Annotated in this window: 25 protein-coding genes and 1 other RNA gene; 8 read left to right on the top strand and 18 right to left on the bottom strand. The window is 41.0% G+C overall.

The window, feature by feature from the left end; translation table 11 throughout:
• Nucleotides 1-22: 22 nt before the first annotated feature.
• From OFY17_RS13520 to OFY17_RS13530, 3 genes are read right to left on the bottom strand one after another with little or no spacing between them, the layout of a single operon-like run.
• Nucleotides 23-430 (bottom strand): hypothetical protein, encoded by a 408-nt coding sequence (locus OFY17_RS13520; protein WP_263531268.1) that lies wholly within the window; start codon nt 428-430, stop codon nt 23-25.
• Nucleotides 431-454: 24 nt separating this feature from the next.
• Entirely contained in the window at nt 455-1,477 is a 1,023-nt protein-coding gene (locus tag OFY17_RS13525; protein WP_263531269.1) for a sterol desaturase family protein, read from the bottom strand.
• 18 nt (nt 1,478-1,495) lie between these two features.
• Nucleotides 1,496-2,863: a DUF4856 domain-containing protein gene (locus tag OFY17_RS13530; protein ID WP_263531270.1), complete on the bottom strand. Its 1,368-nt coding sequence runs from the start codon at nt 2,861-2,863 to the stop codon at nt 1,496-1,498.
• Between the two features lie 204 nt (nt 2,864-3,067).
• Between OFY17_RS13530 and OFY17_RS13535 the strand changes: the two genes are divergently transcribed.
• Complete coding sequence (locus OFY17_RS13535; RefSeq protein ID WP_263531271.1) at nt 3,068-4,270, top strand: putative manganese transporter; 1,203 nt, start codon at nt 3,068-3,070, stop codon at nt 4,268-4,270.
• 65 nt (nt 4,271-4,335) lie between these two features.
• On the opposite strand, the gene hisC is transcribed toward OFY17_RS13535, so the two are convergent.
• The 3 genes from hisC to prfB form a co-directional block, all read right to left on the bottom strand.
• Nucleotides 4,336-5,394, bottom strand: a complete 1,059-nt coding sequence (gene hisC, locus OFY17_RS13540) for a histidinol-phosphate transaminase (RefSeq protein ID WP_263531272.1) — start codon at nt 5,392-5,394, stop codon at nt 4,336-4,338.
• Nucleotides 5,395-5,482: 88 nt separating this feature from the next.
• On the bottom strand, nt 5,483-6,985 hold the full coding sequence (gene lysS, locus OFY17_RS13545; protein ID WP_263531273.1) for a lysine--tRNA ligase: 1,503 nt from the start codon (nt 6,983-6,985) through the stop codon (nt 5,483-5,485).
• A gap of 50 nt (nt 6,986-7,035) precedes the next feature.
• Nucleotides 7,036-8,131, bottom strand: a protein-coding gene (gene prfB / locus OFY17_RS13550) for a peptide chain release factor 2 (protein ID WP_263531274.1) whose coding sequence is annotated in 2 segments (ribosomal slippage) — nt 7,036-8,058 and nt 8,060-8,131 — 1,095 coding nt in all. Because the reading frame shifts where the segments join, the coding sequence is not laid out codon by codon here.
• Between the two features lie 144 nt (nt 8,132-8,275).
• On the opposite strand from prfB, the gene OFY17_RS13555 reads away from it, so the two are divergent.
• The 3 genes from OFY17_RS13555 to OFY17_RS13565 all read left to right on the top strand — a co-directional run bounded on the left by OFY17_RS13555 (nt 8,276) and on the right by OFY17_RS13565 (nt 9,453).
• Nucleotides 8,276-8,575 carry a cell division protein ZapA gene (locus tag OFY17_RS13555; RefSeq protein WP_263531275.1) on the top strand — a complete coding sequence of 100 codons (300 nt, stop codon included), beginning with the start codon at nt 8,276-8,278 and terminating at the stop codon, nt 8,573-8,575.
• A gap of 100 nt (nt 8,576-8,675) precedes the next feature.
• Nucleotides 8,676-8,853: non-coding RNA, 6S RNA (gene ssrS, locus OFY17_RS13560), on the top strand.
• A 3-nt stretch (nt 8,854-8,856) separates the two neighbouring features.
• Nucleotides 8,857-9,453, top strand: a complete 597-nt coding sequence (locus OFY17_RS13565; RefSeq protein WP_263531276.1) for a 5-formyltetrahydrofolate cyclo-ligase — start codon at nt 8,857-8,859, stop codon at nt 9,451-9,453.
• 58 nt (nt 9,454-9,511) lie between these two features.
• On the opposite strand, the gene traF (OFY17_RS13570) is transcribed toward OFY17_RS13565, so the two are convergent.
• From traF (OFY17_RS13570) to znuA, 8 genes are all read right to left on the bottom strand, one after another.
• Nucleotides 9,512-10,138, bottom strand: coding sequence for a conjugal transfer protein TraF (traF, locus tag OFY17_RS13570; RefSeq protein ID WP_263531277.1), 627 nt, complete (start codon nt 10,136-10,138; stop codon nt 9,512-9,514).
• Nucleotides 10,120-10,305, bottom strand: a complete 186-nt coding sequence (locus OFY17_RS13575) for a hypothetical protein (protein WP_263531278.1) — start codon at nt 10,303-10,305, stop codon at nt 10,120-10,122. Before OFY17_RS13575 ends, traF (OFY17_RS13570) begins: the two co-directional genes overlap by 19 nt.
• Nucleotides 10,306-10,353: 48 nt before the next feature.
• A complete protein-coding gene (traF, locus tag OFY17_RS13580) occupies nt 10,354-10,731 on the bottom strand; it encodes a conjugal transfer protein TraF (protein ID WP_263531279.1) in 378 nt (125 codons plus the stop codon).
• Nucleotides 10,732-10,956: 225 nt separating this feature from the next.
• Nucleotides 10,957-11,751 (bottom strand): 3-deoxy-manno-octulosonate cytidylyltransferase, encoded by a 795-nt coding sequence (gene kdsB, locus OFY17_RS13585; protein WP_263531280.1) that lies wholly within the window; start codon nt 11,749-11,751, stop codon nt 10,957-10,959.
• A complete protein-coding gene (locus OFY17_RS13590; protein WP_318013693.1) occupies nt 11,751-12,278 on the bottom strand; it encodes a KdsC family phosphatase in 528 nt (175 codons plus the stop codon). The genes kdsB and OFY17_RS13590 overlap by 1 nt, the downstream gene beginning before the upstream one ends.
• 56 nt (nt 12,279-12,334) lie before the next feature.
• The gene (kdsA, locus tag OFY17_RS13595) at nt 12,335-13,201 is read right to left on the bottom strand and encodes a 3-deoxy-8-phosphooctulonate synthase (protein WP_263531282.1); all 867 of its coding nucleotides are present in this window, start codon (nt 13,199-13,201) and stop codon (nt 12,335-12,337) included.
• Nucleotides 13,202-13,266: 65 nt separating this feature from the next.
• Nucleotides 13,267-14,241, bottom strand: coding sequence for a KpsF/GutQ family sugar-phosphate isomerase (locus tag OFY17_RS13600; protein ID WP_263531283.1), 975 nt, complete (start codon nt 14,239-14,241; stop codon nt 13,267-13,269).
• Between the two features lie 128 nt (nt 14,242-14,369).
• Entirely contained in the window at nt 14,370-15,452 is a 1,083-nt protein-coding gene (gene znuA, locus OFY17_RS13605; protein ID WP_263531284.1) for a zinc ABC transporter substrate-binding protein ZnuA, read from the bottom strand.
• Between the two features lie 190 nt (nt 15,453-15,642).
• Here znuA and OFY17_RS13610 point away from each other — a divergent pair, with 190 nt between their 5' ends.
• The 4 genes from OFY17_RS13610 to OFY17_RS13625 all read left to right on the top strand — a co-directional run bounded on the left by OFY17_RS13610 (nt 15,643) and on the right by OFY17_RS13625 (nt 18,660).
• Complete coding sequence (locus OFY17_RS13610) at nt 15,643-16,179, top strand: NUDIX hydrolase (protein ID WP_263531285.1); 537 nt, start codon at nt 15,643-15,645, stop codon at nt 16,177-16,179.
• On the top strand, nt 16,166-16,945 hold the full coding sequence (locus OFY17_RS13615) for a DUF2927 domain-containing protein (RefSeq protein ID WP_263531286.1): 780 nt from the start codon (nt 16,166-16,168) through the stop codon (nt 16,943-16,945). Before OFY17_RS13610 ends, OFY17_RS13615 begins: the two co-directional genes overlap by 14 nt.
• A gap of 146 nt (nt 16,946-17,091) precedes the next feature.
• The gene (hemE, locus tag OFY17_RS13620) at nt 17,092-18,192 is read left to right on the top strand and encodes a uroporphyrinogen decarboxylase (protein WP_263531287.1); all 1,101 of its coding nucleotides are present in this window, start codon (nt 17,092-17,094) and stop codon (nt 18,190-18,192) included.
• 129 nt (nt 18,193-18,321) lie between these two features.
• Complete coding sequence (locus OFY17_RS13625) at nt 18,322-18,660, top strand: P-II family nitrogen regulator (RefSeq protein WP_263531288.1); 339 nt, start codon at nt 18,322-18,324, stop codon at nt 18,658-18,660.
• Nucleotides 18,661-18,739: 79 nt separating this feature from the next.
• Here the strand turns inward: OFY17_RS13625 and OFY17_RS13630 are convergent, their stop codons facing one another.
• The 4 genes from OFY17_RS13630 to OFY17_RS13645 form a co-directional block, all read right to left on the bottom strand.
• Nucleotides 18,740-19,450, bottom strand: a complete 711-nt coding sequence (locus OFY17_RS13630; RefSeq protein ID WP_263531289.1) for an ABC transporter permease — start codon at nt 19,448-19,450, stop codon at nt 18,740-18,742.
• A gap of 3 nt (nt 19,451-19,453) precedes the next feature.
• Nucleotides 19,454-20,143 (bottom strand): ABC transporter permease, encoded by a 690-nt coding sequence (locus OFY17_RS13635; RefSeq protein ID WP_263531290.1) that lies wholly within the window; start codon nt 20,141-20,143, stop codon nt 19,454-19,456.
• 78 nt (nt 20,144-20,221) lie between these two features.
• Nucleotides 20,222-20,980: a transporter substrate-binding domain-containing protein gene (locus OFY17_RS13640; RefSeq protein WP_263531291.1), complete on the bottom strand. Its 759-nt coding sequence runs from the start codon at nt 20,978-20,980 to the stop codon at nt 20,222-20,224.
• Nucleotides 20,981-21,080: 100 nt separating this feature from the next.
• Entirely contained in the window at nt 21,081-21,848 is a 768-nt protein-coding gene (locus OFY17_RS13645; RefSeq protein ID WP_263531292.1) for an ABC transporter ATP-binding protein, read from the bottom strand.
• Between the last annotated feature and the right edge of the window lie 370 nt (nt 21,849-22,218).

The following is a 22,218-nucleotide window of genomic DNA, read 5'->3' on the forward strand; positions in this document are numbered from 1 at the left end:
TTCTGCCAGCCCATTTTAGATTTTAACGAATGACTGAGTAGTCTTCGCTATTCGCTACGGAGAAATCAACAATAACTTCCTTGCCGCCAAATCCGTGTTGATTGCACTTTGCCCTAACCCGAACGGACTCAGTACCTACAGGTATCTGCACACCACATAAACTGCGAGTAAAAGGCTGCTCATTGACATGCGGGTGCAGTAACACCCTTTCGCCTAATATAACGCCTTGATCATCGATAACCTGCCAAGCATCAGCATAATGCTCCCAACCTTCATCATTATGACGAACAGCAACATGAAAGCACCAGCTCCCTTTGCTCATTTCCACTGCTTTGACGGATTGCACATGAGCGTAATTTAATGAAGCCTGTCCATCCGCATAAAGGCTGCTAGCAAAAAATAAACAGAAAATGAATGACCAGTATTTCATTTGAAGCTCCTTTTCTTATCTTAATTACTTAAATTTTCTTCTAAAATGCTCTTGAGCTTCTAAAGATAACAGCTGAGCATTGTGCAACAGCTTAGTAAGTTTTAGTCTGCTGTAATGAATAGCACTTTTTAATGGTAGAAAGTACTGAGTTAATACTCCTCCATTATCAATCTTTTCACCCGTACCAAAAATTATTTGTTGATTATCGTGGCCTGAAGACCAAGTGGAAAAAAGCCTATCCCATATAGCCAATATCACACCGAAATTTTTATCATAATGTTCCACAGAAATAGAGTGATGAATTTGGTGCTGAACAGGTGAAATCAGCCATTTCTCTATTGTCTTTCCATAACTTAAAACGACACCTGAGTGACGTAAGTTAGCTCCTAAAATATTAAAAACAAAAGTAGAAACTAGTACGCCAAATATTTGCAGCAAGCTAATCTGGTGAGGAAAAAGTACTAGAAAAATACTAATAACAAGGCTCTGTACTGTTAAAGATCGTAAGAAAAATAGCCCACCTTCTACAGGATGCGTACGAAAAACAGTAAAAGGGGTTAAAACTTTAGCACTATGGTGAACCTGATGAAAAAACCATAGCAAAGGAACTTTATGCATTAACCAATGGGTAAAGAACCTTGAGAAGTCATCTGCTAAAAAATAGCACAAGGTAAATAAAGCCATCACCAATGTATCCGACCACCCAAATGATAGGTTTGAAAGCCCCTGCTCTTGCCAAAAGAAAAACAAAAAACTAATCCACACACTTTGCGATAGGGTTTTGGGAATAGCAATAGAAAAGATGAGGCGGTTTAATAACCAGACTTGATAATCCGTTCGCGCAGAAGAGTGCCACCAAACTCTCCATGAAAAATAGCTTTTTACTCGATGTATACCAGCAAAGCCATAACGGAAGTAAAAAATAAATACAGCAAACACTGACGCAGACACCAAATAAAACAGTGAAACGCGTTTGCTTAAATCAAATAAAGAAGAGCCAGCAGATGCCAACTCTTCCCCTAACCAAAATATAAAGGCATCAAACATTGCCTCATAATATCCTAATTAGTCGTTTTCAACACTTTTACCTGCTGAATTGATCTGATCAAGCACTGCATTCATACCAGCAGTTTTATCATTCAATTTAGCTTTTAAATTAAATGCTTTTGCTAGTAAATTCTGAGTTTTGATCATGTTCAGCTTGTATTCTTGCATAGAGATAGACGAGCCTTGGATAAATTTACCTTTTCCGTCTACAGCTAACACTTGCGTATCACCAAATAGAATTGGGCTAAAACCAATTAGACGATCAAGATCGGCTTGAGTGCTACCTAGCTCACGTCCAGCAGCTTCTAGAGCAAGAGCGAAACCTTTTAACTCACCCCAATGCTTAACATAGTTGCGGAAAGATTTGCTTACATCACCTTGAGCTTCTTCTACTGCAATAATTTTATCGATATCAGAGAAGACGCTACCAGCATACTTATATGCAGCTTCAGCGATCACTTGCTGCCAAGCTGTTGCAATTACATCAGCATATGCACGTAATTCTGCATGCTGTGCTTTCGTCATTTTCTCGCCATTTGCAGATTCAATAAGTTTACGTCCATCTACAAAAGCTTGCATGATAGTGTGAAAGTAGTTTGTACCAGCACTTGCATCAGTACTAGCCGCATAATAAGCGTGAGCAAATGCCATTTCTGATTTCAGGTCAACTTTACCATCACCATTAGCATCAGCTTTAGAGAAAGCCTCAGCTTTTTGCTTAGTGATATTTACCACTTCTTTAGGTGTTAGAGAAAGACCGTTTGCTGGTGCACCAAAGTAACCAAAGCCTTCATCCCATACATGCTCTTTACCTGTGTAGACAGTACCTGCTTTATAAGGTTTGTCATTTGGGTATTCGCCTTCTTCGATTTTCTCATCTAGGTAGCGGTTAACTGCGTTGTGGTAAAAAACAGCACCCATCGCAAACTTTGATACTAGTTGAGTGTAGTCATAACCATTAACAGGGTCATAACCGTTTTTTGTTTTAGCAGCCATATCAACAAGTTGCTGAAGAAGCTCTTGGCCTGTTGGGTTTCCTGGCCAACCAGTAATAACACCACTATAAGTACTAGCTAAAAGGCTTTTCCCTTTAGATAGCTCATTAATTTTTGTTTGTTTAACCGGAAAACCGTCCTTAGATGCTGGATCTAGAATTGCTAGATCTCCTTCGCCTGTTAAGTAGGCTGCCATTAGATCTGCATCACCTTTACTGACCGCTTTTTTCAATGAATTATGCAAAGCATGACGGGCGATTTGACCACCGTAAGAAACTGAAGAAGTCTTATCCCCTTCATAGCCTTTTAGTGTTACGCCAAATTTATAGTCGTCAGCTGCTACAGCACTAAATGACAATGCTACAAATGTACTAAGGATAGTTCTTTTCATTATAAAAATTCCTTATATGAGTTAAAAAACGAAAATACCATAACTGTACTGCTAATGATTATCAACATATCTTTTGTTCGAATAAGTAATTCACTAATAGATTATTTTTATAAGCTGTATTTATGTGGGTTAAATATATAATGCTTGCAGAAAACAATATATTAAATAATAATTATTATCATTAGTATTTAATAAGAATCCACAATGCAAACTAAATTACTTTCTCCAGCGTCTGAAGAGCACTATCTCCTCAAAAAGCTCCATTCGAACAAACGAATGATTGTGCTATTTAGCATTTTTATTCTTGGGCTAATCCCTGATTTTAGAGAAAGCCTTTTTATCGTTTTCGCTGATGCTTTCTTACAAGTGTCTGCTTTTGTCGCCCTTACTCTCGCCATTTATTACGGTATCAGTCACAACTTTAATGCATCCTTTCTACATAACTGGATGCAGAAAGCTTCTTATAGAGAAGTGATTTTTGCTGGTGTAATGGGGGTTCTACCCGGCTGCGGTGGCGCAATTATTGTTATAACTCAATATACAAAGGGTCGAATTGGTTTCGGCGCGGTTGTTGCTGTACTGACCAGTACAATGGGCGATGCAGCTTTCTTGTTAATCAGCCAAAAGCCTGAAGACGCAATCATTGTACTTTCTATCAGCGTTTTTGTCGGGATATTATCTGGACTAGTTACAGACGCTTTTCTCCCAGCACCAAAACTAAACCTAAAAGATTGCAGTGAAAAATCAGCTCCAGAGCAAATTAAAGAACCTAACTCCTTTGAAGTATGGGTAAGCCGCGCAAGTATGGCATTTTGGTGTTTACTGCTCATCCCTGCAGGCAGTATCGCCTTACTTCTTTCCATGCAATACGATGTCAACCAATTACTGGGGTTGCCTGATCAGTCCATAGAGCACATTGGTGCTATTGCAGGTCTTGTATGCCTAACGTTATGGGCCCTTTCCGCTAAAAATGACAGTTATTCCGAATTATCAAAGGAGAATGACAGTGTTCTGCCAAAACACTGGATCAGGAAGGTTGCTCAAGATACTCAATTTGTCACTAGCTGGGTTATTGTGGCCTTCATTCTTTTCGAACTTGTATTGTTCGTTGTCGGCAGCGGCTTATTTGAAGCCCTTAAGTCTTGGGGGAGCACCACCATTATCTTTGCAACCTTGATTGGCTTACTACCCGGCTGCGGCCCTCAAATTATGGTAACAGGGCTTTATTTACAGGGTGCTATTCCCTTATCTGCACAACTCGCTAATAGCATAAGTAACGATGGAGATGCTTTATTTCCAGCCATCGCATTAGCACCAAAAGCGGCATTGATTGCCACTCTGTACTCTACGGTTCCTGCACTTATTGCTGGATATGGCTATTACTGGTTAGTAGAAGTAGGGTTATAAAAAAGCCGATAAATTCACCATCGCATGATGAGTTTATCGGCTTACTTTTCTTTATCTCAGCCTTTCTAAAGAACTTTAAGCGCGGCTATTAAAGCAGACATCTCTTCATCTGTTCCTATGGTAATTCTCAAATAATTACCAATCCGAGGCTTTTGACCAAAGTAACGAACCAAAATGCCCTGCTCTTTAAGGGCAAGATAAATGCTTTCCGCAGACTTTTCTGGGTGACTAACAAACACAAAGTTAGTCGCCGATGGCACTACCTCAAAACCGAGCACTTTCAGCTCTTCTACCGACTCTTCACGAGTTTTAATCGTTTTATCACATAAATTTTGAAGGTAGTCTTTATCTTCAACTGCTGCAGTTGCACCGGCCAAAGCTATACGATCAATAGGATATGAGTTGAACGAATTTTTTAGCCTCTCTAGACCCTCTATAAGGTCAGGATGTCCAAGTGCGTAACCGACACGAATTCCTGCTAAAGCGCGGGACTTAGAAAGCGTCTGAACGACCAATAAATTAGCGTATTGATTTACTAAACTAGCCGCGCTTTGCGCGCCAAAATCCACATAAGCTTCGTCCACCAACACCACAACATTTGGGTTAGCTTTTAATATAAGCTCAATTTCTTCTAACGCTAATGCTTTACCTGTTGGGGCATTTGGGTTCGTTACCACAACACCTGATACATCAAGATTTTGATAATCGCTTGGAACAATATCAAAACTGTCATTCAGAGGAATCAGTTTTGGCTCAATACCGTAAAGACCAGCATACACTTTATAGAAGCTATAGGTAATATCTGCGAACGCTAAAGGCTTGCCATCAGCGAAGTACCCCATAAAAGCAAGAGCCAGCACTTCATCCGAGCCGTTACCCACGAACACCTGATTCACATCCAACTGATAGTTTTTTGCCAATGCCTTTTTCAGCGTCATACAGTTAGGGTCTGGGTATAAACGTAGACTCTCGCCCACTTCTTTTTCCATAGCCGCTATCGCTTTTGGCGACGGCGGGTATGGGCTCTCATTAGTATTGAGCTTAATGTACTTTTTATCTTGTGGTTGCTCGCCTGGTACATAAGGATCCAGAGAGGCAATTTTATCTGTCCAAAAATGGCTCATGGCAACGTCCTTTATAATCAATCAAAAAATAAGGCCTCATTGCTAGAGGCCCTATTCATTACTACATGCGTTATTACTCGGCCTTAGCTTAGTCCTGAGGCTTCATATGAGGGAATAGCAATACATCACGGATAGATGGCGCATCAGTGAAAAGCATTACTAGACGGTCAATACCGATGCCCTCACCAGCCGTTGGCGGAAGCCCGTATTCTAGCGCATTGATGTAATCTGCATCGTAATGCATTGCTTCATCATCACCCGCATCTTTCTCAGCAACTTGGCGCTTGAAGCGCTCCGCCTGATCTTCTGGGTCATTCAACTCTGAGAAGCCATTGGCGATTTCACGTCCGCCTACGAAGAACTCAAAACGATCAGTAATAAACTCATTGTCGTCATTACGACGAGCCAATGGCGACACTTCTGCAGGGTATTCAGTAATGAAAGTCGGTTGATCTAACTTATGCTCAGCCGTTTCTTCAAAGATTTCAGTCCAAAGCTTACCTAAGCCCCAAATTGGTTTCACATCGATCTTAAGTTTCTGAGCAACAGCTGTTGCCGCTTCAATGGTTGCTAAATCTTCTGCCGTTAACTCAGGGTTATAGTGCAAAATGGACTCAAGCATTGTCATGCGTACGAAAGGCGCACCAAAGTCATATTCTGAGCCTTGGTAAGTCACTTTTGTCGTGCCCAACACTTTTTCCGCCACGTTACGTAGCATGTCTTCAGTAAGATCCATCAAGTCTTTATAGTCTGCATAAGCCTGATAGAACTCAATCATAGTGAATTCTGGGTTATGGCGGGTCGATGTTCCTTCGTTACGGAAGTTACGGTTAATCTCGAACACTCGCTCAAAACCACCTACCACCAAACGCTTCAAGTAAAGCTCTGGTGCAATACGCAAATACATGCTCATGTCCATCGCATTGTGGTGGGTAATAAATGGTCGAGCCGTCGCACCACCTGGAATCGTTTGTAGCATAGGTGTTTCTACTTCCATGAAACGACGATCTTCTAAGAAACGACGGATAGTAGAAATAATTTTTGAACGCACTTGGAAAGTATCACGAGATTCTTGGTTCACGATTAAATCAACGTAACGCTGGCGGTAGCGCATTTCCATGTCAGACAAACCATGGTGCTTGTCTGGTAGTGGGCGTAATGACTTGGTTAGAAGCTCTGCTTCTTGCATATCTATGTATAAATCGCCTTTGCCTGATTTATGTACAGGGCCACTCACACCGATAATGTCACCTAGATCCCAACTTTTTTGTTCAGCAAGTAATTCAGGTGACAGCGCTTTACGGTTCACATAAGCTTGAATTTGGCCTGTCATATCTTGCAACAACATGAAAGCACCGCGGTTACGAACAACACGACCAGCGATAGATACTTTATGATCCTTAGCCTCTAGCTCTGCTTTTTCTAGTTCGCCAAACTCTGCCTGTAAATCTTCAGCATAAGCGTTTGGACGGAAACTATTTGGGTATGCATTGCGCTCGTCTCGAATACTCGCTAGCTTAGCGCGACGTTCTGCCACTAAACGGTTGTCGTCGGACTGTGCTGCTGATTCTGTTTTATTTTCATTCGCCATGATTTTGCTATTGCTCTTCAAAAAGTGTTTTTTATAAATTAGTAAGCTTGTTATAAGCCTTGTTTCAAACTTGCCACGATAAATTGGTCTAGATTACCGTCTAATACAGAGCCCGTATTTGAGCTCTCTACACCAGTACGCAAATCTTTAATACGTGATGAATCTAGTACGTATGATCGAATTTGACTGCCCCAACCAATGTCAGACTTACTGTCTTCAAGGGCTTGCGCTGCTTCGTTACGTTTTTGCATTTCAAATTCGTACAATTTTGCACGCAATTGCTTCATGGCAAAATCTCGGTTCGCATGTTGCGAACGCTGATTCTGACATTGAACAACAATACCTGTCGGTATATGGGTAATACGTACCGCTGAATCTGTCGTGTTTACGTGCTGACCACCAGCGCCTGATGAACGATAGGTATCCGTTCTCAAGTCTGCAGGATTGATATCAATCTCAACATTGTCATCAATTTCAGGTGACACAAAGACAGAAGCAAACGAGGTATGGCGGCGGCTACCGGAATCAAACGGTGATTTTCGAACTAATCGATGAACACCTGTTTCTGTTCGCAACCAACCAAAAGCATATTCACCTTCAAAACGAATCGTCGCTGACTTGATACCAGCCACTTCACCTTCAGATACTTCCATCAACTCTACTTTGAAGCCTTTATCTTCACCCCAGCGAAGGTACATACGTAACAACATACTCGCCCAGTCTTGCGCTTCCGTACCACCTGAGCCAGATTGGATATCTAAGAAAGCGCTGTTCTCATCCATCTCTTTGGAGAACATACGACGAAACTCTAGCTTCGCCAATAAGGCTTCCATATCATCCAGTTCAAGCTGTACAGCTTCTATTGAGTCTTCATCATTTTCCTCAACAGCCATTTCCAGTAATTCTTTAGTATCTTCTACACCAGACTCTAAGCCATCTAACGTTTCAACAATGGCTTCTAGTGAAGAACGCTCTTTACCTAGCTTTTGAGCGTATTCTGGATCATTCCAGATCTCAGGGTCTTCTAGTTCACGGCTAACTTCTTCTAAGCGTTCTTTCTTTGACTCATAGTCAAAGATACCCCCGAAGAATAAGAGCACGTTCAGAAAGGTCTTTTATTTTAGAAAGTATCGGGTTTATTTCCATATTTGCATCAATTTGTTATAAACATTGTGGATAAAGTTAATTCGGGAATTGTAACGAATTTAGTCGCAGCATAAAATGCCATTCGCAAGTCAATGATGTAAAAACAGACCATTTTTATAAAGCTTGCAACCAAATGGAGTAAATATGGATAAGCCAACTGTGTCAGTCGTCATACTGGGACAAAAATACAAGATAAACTGCCCTAAAGATCATGAAGCTGCATTGCTTGAAGCAGCGGACTATTTAAATGATCAAATGAATGAGATTAAGCACTCATCCAAAGCAGCCAGCATAGAAAAAATTGCCGTCCTAGCCGCCTTAAATATTACACATGACATGTTATCGAATAGAAAATATGCACAGGCTAACGAGCAACAGTTACGATCACTTACTTCGCAGCTCGATGATGCCCTTGCACATCAGGCAGATTCAAACAACGAATAGTCCTGTTAAGATAAGTTGAAACATTAACTTTAAGAATTAACAATGAAACAGGCACTGTAATAGGTGATTTCTAATAACACTTATTCTATACTCCGCCACTTGTTTCCTGGGTTGTTCGAAACGGCTTAACGCCCTTGAGCCTATGAGTAAACCTTCGGGAAGAGCCTGCTGATTTGGTGTGCATGTCCGTGCGTCGGAAAGCCTAAAAAATCACAGTTCTTTCCACCTTGAACCACTGGGTTCAAGGCCATAAGTCGAAGCGGCAACTTGGGAAACTCCTTATGACACACACGAAAGAGTCACGTCAGCAACTACGCCAGCAACTACGCCAAGCAAGACGAAGTCTTTCTACTACAGAGCAAGCTAATGCGGCTAAGCACTTAGTAAAACAGTTTCAAGACAACTTACAGCCTCTTCTCATCAATTCACCTTCTCCAAAAAAAGTGGCTTTATACCTCGCCAATGATGGGGAAATTTGCCCGCAATATTTATGCGAGTTTTTTTGGCAAAGTAAGATTCAAACTTATTTACCCGTTATAGATAACCAAGAATTAAAATTTGCTGTCTATACAGAAAGTAGCCAATGGCAAAGTAATCAGTACGGTATAAAAGAGCCTGTCGCAACAGAATACCTTTCACCCCATGACTTAGACTTAGTATTTTTACCTTTGGTGGGATTCGACAAGCAGGGAGGAAGGTTAGGTATGGGAGGCGGTTTTTATGACAGAACATTCGCCAACAAAAAGGTGCACGAAGAACCTTTACTAATCGGCCTCGCCCATAACTGCCAACAAGTCGACGAACTCCCAATAGAGAGTTGGGATGTGCCTTTGCAAGCGATTCTTACGCCTAGCTCATTTATCGAAACTAAGACATAAAAAAACCGATAGTAGGCACCTATCGGCTTTTTCATATCAAATAAAATTTCGAGTTAAATCAAAACGCTGTGTTGTAAGCCAGAGAGAAGAAAATACTACGAGGTAGTTCTTCACCGTCTTCATCTTCAACCGTATCTAGAGCTACAGCCACATCTAAGTCTAGGCGTTTGATAAGCGTCAAACCTGCTGTTGCATAGCTAAGTTCTGTACCCGCTAAGTTTTGGCGCATGCCAACACGTAGCCCCGGCAAGAAGTGAGTGTCACCGTAGTAAGATAGTGAACCAGCCGCCCACTGATACTCATCACCTACCGCATCGACAACAGAATTAGTATCATAAGACATACCTAACGTTAGCTGTTTACCGCTCGTGGATATTGCAAAATCAACGGTCGTTTGCATTTCCATAACATAATCGTCAGTAGCACTAATATCGTAACTATCCGAAGCGCTATTGGTCGTAATAGATGCCCCCTCAAACTCAGGTTCGTTCAGGTTTGAAAAGGTCACTCCCAACTGGTAATTGTGGGAAACCCAGATCGCACCAAGATCAACACCAACACCTGTACTACTCACAGAATCATCTGAAATTGCATCGCCTGCATTGGTAGAGTCATCATCCAGCTCAGCCAATGCACGCCCTAGAGATAATTGATGGAAACTTGCCTTTAAACCACCCGATAACATACCGTGAGAGTTTTGCCAAATAGCTTGGTATAACCAAGACCAACACTCAGGACTACCGCTGTTTGGGCATATATAGAGCTATCGGTTTCGTATTCGCTTGAAACAACAGTGACATCATCCGCTAACAAGCTACCTTTATCTATTACTGAAGCGCAGGAGTCTAGCATAAAGGCACCGTTATTCTTAGTTTTGTAAATAATCGGCATCAAAGGAACTTACATAGAGACGGATGTTTTAACGTATGCAGTATCACTAATATCATCAAGAATATCATTCGCTTCAGAAGCACCAGCACTACTAGCCGTTGCATCCAAAATTTCTTCTAATTCTTCTACTTGGTCACCTAAGTCACTGACATCACCCATCTCAATGAATATACCAATAGGGCCGATAATACCAAAGCGGAAGCTGTCATTATCCTCTTTATTAACCATCAAGAAAGGCGCTGCTGGATTATGTAATGCCGTGGACAATACTCTTTTATTGGGAGAACCACTTAAGGTAAAGCTTGAACCTATTGGTTGGTTAACAGGCATGGCTGCCACAGCCACTCCACTTAATAAGCTAGCTGAAACGACTAAAAGCTTTTTCATGACGACATTCCCCTGTGTGAGTCAAAATATAGCATAAGAATGATAAATACTTTCTGTTCTGCTAGTATTAATACTATATATTTTCCTTACACTTTCTATACAAAAAGACAACTAATAAGCTATAGATATAAAAAAAGCCGCAGTACTATTTAAGCATGCAGCTTTTTCAATACATTACTTTTTATATGTCTTTAAGCCTTAACTCTCATTATAGATTATGACGATCTAGGAAAGTTTTAGTCTAAGCTTTTCAAGATCTTCTGGAGTATCGACGCCATGACTCGGCAATACATTAGATATAGCCACTTGTATTTTAATTCCATGGTGTAAAAAGCGCAGCTGTTCTAGTTTTTCCCAACGCTCTAGTGGCGATAGAGATAGCTCAGAATATTTAGCTAACAAACTCGCACGGTAAACATAAAGTCCAATATGGCGATACGCGGGAAACAACTCATTTAACACGTCATTTGTATTTTCATCTTCACTAAAGCCATCCCTATCCCAAGGCATAGGCGCTCGGCTAAAATACAAAGCACGTTGCTTCTCATCACACACTACTTTCACCACATTAGGGTTAAAGAACTCCTTTTTAGAATCTATGTGGCAAGCTGCTGTTGCCATCTCAGATTCTTTATCGCTAGCCAATGCGGATACACAGGAATGAATTAAATCTACAGGGAGAAATGGCTCATCTCCTTGCACATTGACAACAATTTCATCACCTTGCCAAGATTTCTTTTCAGCGACTTCAGCCAGCCTCTCCGTACCATTTTCATGATCATCTTTTGTCATGACTACATCAGCACCAAAGGCTAATGCTGTCTGCTCAATCACATGATGATCTGTAGCAATGGTCACAGATTTTGCCCCTGCTTTTAAAGCGAGCTCATATACCCATTGCAGCACAGGCTTACCACCCAAATCCGCCATAAGCTTTTTAGGAAAACGCTGGGAGGCATATCGAGCAGGGATAACAATATGAAAATCAGGCAAACTGCCTAGCAAATAATTTGTACTCATTATTTTTCAAACTCCGGCTTCTGAGCCAACTCATAGGCCTCTTCTAATGTCATTCTAGAGGCCAGTAATAAGTCGGCCACTTCACGAGCCACACCTTGTCCTGCCCCTTTCGTTAAAGCAAAAGAGCAATGGCGTTTTACAAGAACATGGGCATCTTCAGGACAAAAGGAAAGTCCAACGTGAGGCATCACCTGTAGATCAATAACATCATCTCCTACGTAGGCCGCATCTTCTCGTGCTATCCCCAAGTTGGACGTTAAATCAGCAAAGGCTTCTGCCTTGTTATGACAACCGGGATAAAAGTGCTCAACATTAAGATCTTGCATTCTTTTTCTAAGAGGCAAAGAGTCTTTCGCCGTAATCACAGCAACCTTAACCCCCCATTTAGGGAGCAACTTCATGGCTACACCATCTTTAACGTTGAAACTTTTTATCGTCTCACCTTCGGAGGTATAGAGTAGACGCCCGTCTGTTAGCACGCCATCCACATCAAAAACCACCAGTTTAATAGCACTAAATTGATCCATGAGCGGCTTATTATCACTGAGCTCCGAATAAGAGGAGAGAAAAGGCAAGTCCATAGTTAAGCGCTCGTATCTAATACTTCGAAGGTTTTAACTAACTCATCAAGCTGCTTCATTTGCTTTAAAAATGGCGCTAGTTTATTAAGAGGCAAGGCACATGGACCATCACATTTCGCACTGTCTGGCGTTGGGTGGGTTTCTAAGAACAAGCTAGACAAACCAAGAGACATACCCGCTCGAGCTAGCTCAGTTACTTGAGCACGACGACCATCTGCTGAATCTTCTCGACCGCCAGGGCGCTGCAATGAATGGGTGACATCAAACATGACAGGGTATTCATATTTTTTCATCTCACCGAAGCCGAGCATATCTACAACTAGGTTGTTATACCCCATCATAGTGCCACGCTCACATAACATTAGATTACTATTACCTGCTTCTTCACACTTTTTCAGAATATGTTTCATTTCATGGGGCGCTAAAAACTGGGCTTTTTTGATGTTGATGACTGCACCCGTTTGAGCCATAGCAACGACTAGATCTGTTTGGCGAGATAAAAAGGCTGGCAATTGAATGACATCAGCCACTTCAGCAACCGGAGCACACTGATGAGTTTCATGTACATCCGTAATAACTGGAATATCAAAAGTATCTTTGATCTCTTGTAAAATTTTCAGGCCTTCTTCCATGCCCGGACCACGAAAAGAAGTAATAGATGAGCGATTGGCTTTATCGAAAGAGCCTTTAAAAACATATGGTATACCCAAAGATTCTGTCACTTTGACATGCTCTTCAGCCACCTTCATCGCTAAGTCGCGTGACTCAAGTACATTAACTCCACTAAAAAGTACAAATGGTAAGTGGTTCGCAACTTCAATTTTCTGACCGATTTTAATAATTTTTGACTCTACAGACGAATTTGTCATAAGAACTCCATTTTTGAATTTTGGTGTATTACTCCCGCTTAACCGGAGCAAGCACAATAAACGGTTTATCTATCGAATATTTCAAGAATACCTGATACCTGTTGAGCATCATTAACAGCAATTAACAAAGTGATTTTTTGTTCTAACATCAGCTCTTCTGCTTGCACTATCATAGTATCCTCGTGGATGGTTTTCGGGTTCGCTGTCATCAGCAAAGACATTGGTTTATCTATCATGCCATCACCTTGAGTCAACATAGCACGGCGCAGGTCACCATCTGTAAAGATACCGAGCAGCTCGCCATCATCCTGAATTAACACCACCCCCATCCTGCCACGAGTCATCACAGAAATAGCTTCTTTCAAACTGGTGTTTGATGAACAAACAGGCAGATGATCTTTGTGCATTAGGTCTTTCACACGAGTTAACAACTTACGGCCTAGACTGCCACCAGGATGGAAGCGTGCGAAGTCCTGGGGCTGAAAATCACGACTTTCCATTAGGGCAACGGCTAAAGCATCTCCCATAGCGGTAGTCATTGTGGTTGATGTGGTTGGCGCTAAATTGTTTGGACAGGTTTCTCTATCAACAGAAATGTCTAACACGCAGTCACAATGCTGCGCTAACGTGGATTCCATGTTGCCGACAATAGCAATACTCTTATTGCCAAAGCTTTTTAAAGAAGGTAACAAACGCATCAACTCTTCTGTTTCGCCTGAATAGCTAATCAGTACAAGAAGATCACCGCTTTGAATCATTCCCAAGTCGCCATGGAAAGCTTCTCCTGGGTGAAGAAAAAAACTAGGGGTTCCTGTTGACGCAAGAGTCGCGGCAATTTTTTTGCCTATAAGGCCCGATTTTCCCATGCCACAAATAATAACTCGCCCTTTGCAGGCCAGCATCATATTTACGGCTTTGGGGAATTCTTCGGTAATTCGATTTGATAAATTAGCAAGAGCTTGAGCTTGGGTAGATAAGGTTCGTCGAGCACTGTCTATTAATGCACTTGAAGCAACACCTGTATTATGTGAATTGCCCATGAGGCCTCTCTGCTTTCCATAATGAATGTAATACTCAAACATTATACAGAGGAGAAAACTAAGCGCCTACCAAAGAAGTACTTTTCATAAAAACTTTGGCAAGCAACTCAGTTAGTCGTGTCAGTTTGCTACTTTAAGCAGCTTAAATATTGACCACTTAATGTTTTTAAGAAAGTTAAATAAGCGTCTTGGCTTAGTTCAATACTGCTACCTAGCGGGTCCAGAACCGCTGTTTTAACCTGCGAGCCACTCAATAAGGTTGTCACTATTGCAGGGCTAAATTGCGGTTCGCTGAATACACATTGAACGCCAAGCTCTTCTATCTGATGGCGTACTTCTGCCACTTTCTTAGCACCTGGTTTGCGTTCAGGACTAACAGTAACTTCACCGACCTTATTCAAATCATAATGTTCTTCAAAATAGGTATAAGCGTCATGAAATACAACATAAGGAACAGTCTTAACTTCACTCAATGACTTGCGTATTTCTGCATCAGTAGCACTTAAGCCTTTTTCGAATTTAGCTAGGTTCGACTTGTAATAAGCGGCATTAGCTGTATCTGCATAGACCAAACGCTTAGTCACCTCATTTGCTAACAATCTAGCATTTTCAGGCAGTAACCATACATGTGGATCTACACCACTATGGTCATGACCTTCGTGTCCATCATGGTGTTCTTCATGACCTTCATGATGTTCTTCATGACCTTCATGATGTTCTTCATGACCTTCATGATGTTCTTCATGACCTTCATGGTCTTCATGGTCTTCATGGTCTTCATGCTCGTCATGGTGCTCTTCATGACCTTCATGGTCTTCATGGTCTTCATGGTCTTCATGGTCTTCATGGTCTTCATGCTCGTCATGGTGCTCTTCAGCGAAATCATGTAAAACGACACCATTTAGGCCTAACCACTCTACAGATGAATCAAGCTTTCCCGCATTCTTTAACGGCTTTTCCAAGAAGCTTTCTAATGACTCCCCTACCCAAACAATTTCATCAGCGTTATGGATTTTCTTAAGATCAGAAGGACGTAAGGCAAAATCATGAGGTGAAGCCGTGCTCGAAAGAATTTGCTGAATATCTGCTTTATCTCCAGCAATCGCTGCTACCACCATAGAAACAGGGTTTATGCTGGTAACAACAACAGGTTTAGCAAGAGCCAAAGGAGAAAGCGCAGAAATACCAAGTGCGATGAGAGTTTTGTTCATTTTTAAACCAACCAAATCAAATTATGTTATAACATAACAATACGAGAATACTTATAGAGATTCAAGCCCTCCACAAAGCCCGAACACCTAATTAACCTTTTATTTACACTTAAAATACTAAAAACTTTTCTTTGATAGGGAATCGCGATGGCTTATGCTTTTCTGGGTACACACTTTCACTGAGTAATATATGCCTGACACAACAGAAATCATCACTCTCGTCGACAAAGACAATAATGTTATTGGCGATATTCCTCGCCACGAAATGGACTTTTCTAATCATTTTCACCGTGTCACATACATTTTGGTGTTAAGCCCGAAAGGCCACTTGATCGTGCAAAAAAGAGCGGATAATAAAGCCTTTTGTCCTGGTTACTTTGGCATTACCACAGGTGGTGTGGTGGAAAAAGGTGAGACCTATTTAAAATCTGCGCATCGTGAACTAAAAGAAGAGTTAGGAATTCAGGGCAAACTAGAAACTCACGGTGTTTTTATGACGCAAGGTGAAGGCTACAATATTTGGGGGAAAATATTCACCCTCCACTATAATCCCGCATTACATGGAACAATGGAGCTTCAAAAAAGTGAAGTTTCTTCCATCCACGAAATGAGCATCAAGAATATCATTGATAACCCTGATGGTCTGTTGTTCACACCAGACTCTCTAGATGCATTAAAATATTATATCAATCAGCAAACCCAGGCCTGTAGCCATGATCCGGCTTAGCTTCATCATTTTAATTATGGCACTGTCTTCCCATAGCCCAGCGTCTGAACGCTGGCAACAAGATGGCTATATCATCAACAGCTTTATTAAAATCGCTCTAGAACGTGAATATAAAGAGACAAAGTTCCCAAAATTAATTCGCTGGGTGAAGCCTATTCATATCTTTGTCGATAGTGATCATGATGATACTGAATTTTTAGCGGAGCTCCTCAGTGTTCATGCCAAGCATCTTTCTTCTATTACAGGGTTACCAATTAAGTTTGTCGACACCCCCAAAAAAGCCAATCTATTTACTATTTTCACCTCTTATAGCAATATGGAAAACAAGGTTAAACAATACATTGGTGATCCGGATAGAATACGAGCTGCACTAAACGAAGCCATCTGTTTAGGTAATTTTAGACGCAACTCACGCTACGAAATAACTCGAGGAACCATCATTATCCCTGTTGATTATGCTAGGGAGAAAGCTAGACTACTCGACTGTATTGTCGAAGAAATTACACAGCTGCTAGGCCTACCAAACGACTCGGACGAGGTCTTCCCTTCAATTTTCAACGATAGAAGTGTTGATGCTTATCTAAGCCCTCTTGACTACATTCTTTTAAAAGCACTTTACTCGCCACACTTAAAGCAAGGTATGGATGTCACTAAAACAAGAGCTGCTCTACCAAAAGTCTTGGCAAGCTTAAAAGCAAATAACGACATAAAAGACGCAGCGGAAAAAGTTCAAAAAGGCAGCCTAAAAAGCTATCTAGGAGAGTAAGTTAAGCATAAAAAATGGCAGCGTTGCCCTATATCAATAATATTGCTTATATTTTCAAGGCATTCGACAAATTCCACTTATCCACTCTGCTTTCTTAAATAAGTTAGGTAGAATGCCACTCATAAAAATTGGACCGGAGTGCCTTAATGTTCCCTGAGCTCAAAAATGACCGTTTTTTACGCGCATTACAGAAACAACCAGTTGATACCACCCCAGTATGGATGATGAGACAAGCGGGTCGCTACTTACCAGAATATCGAGCGAGTCGAGCTACCGCAGGAGATTTTTTAAGCCTGTGCAAGAATGATCAGTTTGCATGCGAAGTCACTCTACAACCACTCAAACGCTACGACCTTGATGCTGCCATTCTCTTTTCAGATATCCTAACGATTCCTGATGCAATGGGACTGGGCCTTTATTTCGAAGCTGGCGAAGGGCCTAAATTCAAACACCAAATTCGCACCAAAGCAGATGTTGACGCTTTACCTATAACGACAGACACAGACCTTGACTATGTAATGAAGGCTGTCACAACAATACGTCATGGTTTAAACGGAAGCGTACCTCTCATTGGCTTTTCTGGCAGTCCATGGACATTAGCAACCTATATGATTGAAAATGGCTCTAGTAAAGATTTTCGTCATATAAAAGCCATGATGTACAGTGAACCTGAAACACTGCACGCCTTATTAGACAAACTAGCAAAATCTGTTATCAGCTACTTAAATGGTCAAATATTAGCTGGAGCACAAGCATTACAAATTTTTGATACTTGGGGTGGAATTCTTAGTGGCCCTATGTACCAACAGTTTTCATTACTTTATATGAAACAAATACTTGATAGCCTGATACGTGATCACCAAGGTAAAAAAATCCCTGTTATTCTATTCACCAAGAACGGCGGACAATGGCTAGAGAATATGGCGGCCACTGGCGCAGATGCGCTGGGCTTAGACTGGACAACCGATATTGCTGAGGCACGTGCACGAGTAGGTAAAAATGTAGCTCTACAAGGAAACATTGACCCTTGCGTGCTCTATGCGGGCAAAGAAGTAATAGAACGCGAAGTTGAAAACGTACTCGCAGGGTTTGGCCATGGCACAGGACATGTATTTAATCTTGGTCATGGTATCCATCAATTTGTTAATCCAGACCACCCTAAGTATTTAATAGATGCCGTGCATGCTCAAGGACAAAAGTACCACTCAAAAAATTATGGCGACTTAGACGCCTTAAATGGGCTCTAAATATCACTCACTTTCGAGCAAACTTCACCTCGCTAGAACTGAACTAATGACTCTAACTCTAGCGATATAATGAATTGAGTGATACTTTAAAAGAAATAATAAAAATATCTCATTAGTATGGAGAAAATAATGAAACTAATTACCGCTATTGTTAAACCATTTAAACTTGATGAAGTCCGCGAAGCACTTTCAGAAATAGGTATTAATGGTGTTACCGTTACTGAAGTAAAAGGCTTCGGGCGCCAACGCGGCCATACAGAGCTTTATCGTGGCGCGGAGTATGTTGTCGACTTTCTTCCTAAAATTAAGCTTGAACTGGCCGTTGAAACAGGCCAAGTAGATGCAGCCATTGAAGCGATTCAAAAGAGTGCTAATACAAATAAGATTGGTGATGGTAAAATCTTCGTCACAGAGCTAGAAGAAGTTATCCGTATTCGTACAGGTGAACGTGGTAACGAGGCACTTTAAAAAGTCCGTTACATACACTACACAAAATAAAAAAGAGGCCCAAAAGCCTCTTTTTTATTTTCGTTAAACACTCACAAACTTAGCTTTTATCTTCAAGCTGAATAGACTGAGTTCCCAAGTAACGATTCTGACGAAGTTCAATCTGGCGGAACAAGAAGATAACCAACATGCTAATCAATAAGTAAATAGCACCGGCCGCAAGAAAAATCTCTATTGGCGTATAGGTTCTAGCAATAATAGTTCTTGCCATACCAGTCAGATCTAAAATAGTAATCGTGCTCGCTAAAGCGCTTCCTTTAAGCATCAAGATAATTTCATTACCGTATGAAGGTAAAACAATACCAAAAGCCCTAGGAAGCAAGATACGACGGTACATTTGCACCTTAGTCATTCCAAGTACCTTACATGCCTCTACCTCACCTTTAGGTATAGCCTGAATTGCTCCGCGGAAAATTTCGGCTGTGTAAGCTGAGGTATTAAGAGTGAATGCAATAATTGCACACCAAAATGGTTCTTTCAGTATCGGCCAGAAAATACTATTCTTTACCGCTTCGAACTGAGAGGCGCCGTAGTACACTAGAAATATCTGCACTAAAAGTGGCGTACCACGAAAGAAGAAAATATATCCAAAAGGAATGGCTCGTACCCATGCAACAGGAGATATGCGTGCTAAGGCAATAGGTAAGGCAAAAATACCGCCAAGCACAACGGAAAGCAAAACCAATTGCAAAGTGACCCAAGCACCGCTTAGTAAGCGCGGGAAATATTCAATAACTACAGAGAAATCCATCCACTACCCCCTAACTAAGCCACGGCTCGCGCGCTTTTCCATATAAGACACAAGAACCATAGATACAATGGTTAGCACTAGATACATTAGCGCTGCCACTAAATAAAACAAGAAAGCTTCTTTAGTATTACTCACAGCAATGTTTGCCTTACGCATAATGTCATCCAATCCCACTACAGACACCAGAGCAGTATCCTTTAGTAGCACTAAAAATAAATTGCCTAAACCAGGCAAAGAAACCAACCAAACTTGTGGCAGAATAATTCGATAAAACTTTCTAACCGGCCCCATACCCAAAGCGATAGCCGCTTCATGTTGCCCTTTGGGAATAGACTGTAACGCCCCACGAAACACTTCCGTTGCGTACGCCCCAAACGTTAAGCCAAGTGCTGTAACACCAGCGGCAAAAGAACTTATTTCAATATATTCTTGGTAACCAAATAGGCCAGCAATTGCCATGAGAACATGGGTAGCACCAAAATAAATAATGAGTACAGTTAAAAGCTCCGGAATACCACGAATCACCGTCGTATATGCATTAGCCAACCAACGAAAAGGCTTTACTGAAGATAGCTTAGCTGAAGCGCCCAATAGGCCTAATACTAGCCCAACAGCTAAAGACGCTAAGGCAAGCTGCAAGGTTACCAATGCACCTTGGAGCAGTTGGTCGCCAAACCCATAAAGATCAATCATAGCTTCCCTCTAGTATGAATAAAAAAACGTGTCCTTGGCACACAGTGCCAAGGACAGTTGCACGATTAAGACTCAAACTTAGTAGATTGAGAATGGGAAGTATCTAGCGTTGATTTTTTGGTAGGTTCCATCAGCAATAATTTCTGCTAATGCTTCATTAATTTTAGCTTTTAGCTTGCCATCTGATTTACGAACAGCGATACCAATTTCATCATTTTTCATGAAAGCATCACCTTTAAATTCAAATTTTGATGCGCCATCTGCTGTTTTTAACCAGTTGTAAGTCGGTAACTCGTCTGACAAAACAATATCCAAACGGCCAGAGACAAGGTCTAAATAAACATTATCTTGGTTATCATAAAGTTTAAGGTCTATTTTATCTGCCAAGTTATCTTCTAAGTATTGTGCAGCAATCGTTGCGCGTTGCGCACCAACTGTTTTTCCAGAAAGGTCTTTAGTGTCAACTGTATCCCCAACACGACCCATGTAACGAAGACCACCTGAGTAGTATTTATTTGTAAAATCAACAACTTTTAAGCGCTCTTCAGTAATAGACATAGAGGCGATGATGGCGTCAAACTTACGAACTTTAAGCCCTGGAATCAAACCATCCCAATCTTGAGTTAAAATTTCACAATCCGTTTCCATTCTTGCACACAATGCACGTGCAATATCCACATCAAAACCTTGAGGAGTTCCTGCAGAATCAATAAAGTTGAATGGCGCCCATGCACCTTCTGTTACAAATCGAACTTTATCTGCTGCGGATGCAGAAAAGGATGAAATTGTTGCACCCAATAATAGAGCGGAGCCTAAGGCAATTTTTTTAAGTTTCATAACACTTCCTTCTTTGATTTTAATAAATTTATGGGCGCCCTATAATAGAGCAAAAAGGTCATATCAAGCCCATTTATCGGACTCTAGCCTCTTTTTTATTTTAGAAAACACTAGATATAAAGGCCTTGCAGCGTTCAGACTTAGGTGAGCCAAACACTTCTTCTGGAGTACCTTTTTCTTCTACTTTCCCTTGGTGCAAGAAAACCACGTCACTTGACACCTCACGAGCAAAGTTCATTTCATGTGTAACAATCAACATGGTACGACCTTCGTCTGCTAAATTGCGCATAACACCTAATACTTCACCAACTAACTCAGGATCAAGAGCGGAGGTTGGCTCGTCGAATAGAATTACTTGAGGATCCATTGCTAACGTTCTCGCAATAGCTACCCTTTGCTGTTGGCCACCCGAAAGTTGATTAGGGTACATATGCTTCTTTTCAGCAATCCCCACTTTTTCAAGTAAATGTTCCGCATACGCCATTACTTCGTGCTTTGGGCGTTTCAAAACATGGAGAGGTCCCTCTACTATATTTTGCAAAATAGTCATATGAGGCCACAGGTTGAAACTCTGAAATACAAAGCCTATCTTCTGACGCATTTGCGTCAGTTGCTTCATATTATTTGGTACAAGGTCTACATCACCTCTTACTAAGTCCAACTCAGACCCGTTAAAAATCATTTGACCTTGCGTTGGATTCTCCAAAAGATTTATACAGCGTAAAAAGGTACTTTTACCTGATCCACTTGACCCTAAAATAGAAATGACATCACCATCGTACGCTTTCAAAGATATGCCTTTTAGAACTTCCACATCACCAAAAGTTTTGTGAATATTAATCAGTTCTAATGCTGGGGTAGTCGCCATTTCCAATACCTTCCTTAAATATATTCTACGAATCAGCTTACGTAACAATAAGATACACAAGCTTTGCAGTAAAAAAGTAAGCAGCAATTTTTGCGCCAGTTTCACTGTTTTTGTTAAAAATTGATCTTATTCTGAATTCCTTTTAACAATTTTCTCACAAATGGTACTAGATCAGCGTACAGCTTGTTCACAATTGATGGTTTATATAACTAAACCAAAGAAAACACAGTGTAAAGAACTAAATATGTAGAGCGAAAGCTCAGAGCAAAACACAAAATATATAGCGAAATAACACACTAAATACCGAATAAAATTCGCTAAAAGACAAATACAATCATACCGAACCAATAAAAAGCAGAATGATTATTAT

The sequence above is a fragment of the Marinomonas sargassi genome, assembly GCF_025716875.1.
Classification (GTDB): Bacteria; Pseudomonadota; Gammaproteobacteria; order Pseudomonadales; family Marinomonadaceae; genus Marinomonas; species Marinomonas sargassi.

Excerpts from the sequence above, each read along its gene's own strand:
- traF (WP_263531277.1), bottom strand. The coding sequence starts at position 10,138 with ATGTTATCGGGTGGTTTAAAGGCAAGTTTCCATCAATTATCTCTAGGG.
- kdsA (WP_263531282.1), bottom strand. The coding sequence starts at position 13,201 with ATGACAAATTCGTCTGTAGAGTCAAAAATTATTAAAATCGGTCAGAAA.
- OFY17_RS13575 (WP_263531278.1), bottom strand. The coding sequence starts at position 10,305 with ATGCTAGACTCCTGCGCTTCAGTAATAGATAAAGGTAGCTTGTTAGCG.
- traF (WP_263531279.1), bottom strand. The coding sequence starts at position 10,731 with ATGAAAAAGCTTTTAGTCGTTTCAGCTAGCTTATTAAGTGGAGTGGCT.
- OFY17_RS13590 (WP_318013693.1), bottom strand. The coding sequence starts at position 12,278 with ATGGATCAATTTAGTGCTATTAAACTGGTGGTTTTTGATGTGGATGGC.
- OFY17_RS13610 (WP_263531285.1), top strand. The coding sequence starts at position 15,643 with ATGCCTGACACAACAGAAATCATCACTCTCGTCGACAAAGACAATAAT.
- OFY17_RS13600 (WP_263531283.1), bottom strand. The coding sequence starts at position 14,241 with ATGGGCAATTCACATAATACAGGTGTTGCTTCAAGTGCATTAATAGAC.
- hemE (WP_263531287.1), top strand. The coding sequence starts at position 17,092 with ATGTTCCCTGAGCTCAAAAATGACCGTTTTTTACGCGCATTACAGAAA.
- OFY17_RS13635 (WP_263531290.1), bottom strand. The coding sequence starts at position 20,143 with ATGATTGATCTTTATGGGTTTGGCGACCAACTGCTCCAAGGTGCATTG.
- OFY17_RS13520 (WP_263531268.1), bottom strand. The coding sequence starts at position 430 with ATGAAATACTGGTCATTCATTTTCTGTTTATTTTTTGCTAGCAGCCTT.
- OFY17_RS13640 (WP_263531291.1), bottom strand. The coding sequence starts at position 20,980 with ATGAAACTTAAAAAAATTGCCTTAGGCTCCGCTCTATTATTGGGTGCA.
- lysS (WP_263531273.1), bottom strand. The coding sequence starts at position 6,985 with ATGGCGAATGAAAATAAAACAGAATCAGCAGCACAGTCCGACGACAAC.
- OFY17_RS13535 (WP_263531271.1), top strand. The coding sequence starts at position 3,068 with ATGCAAACTAAATTACTTTCTCCAGCGTCTGAAGAGCACTATCTCCTC.
- OFY17_RS13525 (WP_263531269.1), bottom strand. The coding sequence starts at position 1,477 with ATGTTTGATGCCTTTATATTTTGGTTAGGGGAAGAGTTGGCATCTGCT.
- OFY17_RS13625 (WP_263531288.1), top strand. The coding sequence starts at position 18,322 with ATGAAACTAATTACCGCTATTGTTAAACCATTTAAACTTGATGAAGTC.
- OFY17_RS13555 (WP_263531275.1), top strand. The coding sequence starts at position 8,276 with ATGGATAAGCCAACTGTGTCAGTCGTCATACTGGGACAAAAATACAAG.
- OFY17_RS13530 (WP_263531270.1), bottom strand. The coding sequence starts at position 2,863 with ATGAAAAGAACTATCCTTAGTACATTTGTAGCATTGTCATTTAGTGCT.
- znuA (WP_263531284.1), bottom strand. The coding sequence starts at position 15,452 with ATGAACAAAACTCTCATCGCACTTGGTATTTCTGCGCTTTCTCCTTTG.
- OFY17_RS13630 (WP_263531289.1), bottom strand. The coding sequence starts at position 19,450 with ATGGATTTCTCTGTAGTTATTGAATATTTCCCGCGCTTACTAAGCGGT.
- OFY17_RS13565 (WP_263531276.1), top strand. The coding sequence starts at position 8,857 with ATGACACACACGAAAGAGTCACGTCAGCAACTACGCCAGCAACTACGC.
- OFY17_RS13615 (WP_263531286.1), top strand. The coding sequence starts at position 16,166 with ATGATCCGGCTTAGCTTCATCATTTTAATTATGGCACTGTCTTCCCAT.
- kdsB (WP_263531280.1), bottom strand. The coding sequence starts at position 11,751 with ATGAGTACAAATTATTTGCTAGGCAGTTTGCCTGATTTTCATATTGTT.
- OFY17_RS13645 (WP_263531292.1), bottom strand. The coding sequence starts at position 21,848 with ATGGCGACTACCCCAGCATTAGAACTGATTAATATTCACAAAACTTTT.
- hisC (WP_263531272.1), bottom strand. The coding sequence starts at position 5,394 with ATGAGCCATTTTTGGACAGATAAAATTGCCTCTCTGGATCCTTATGTA.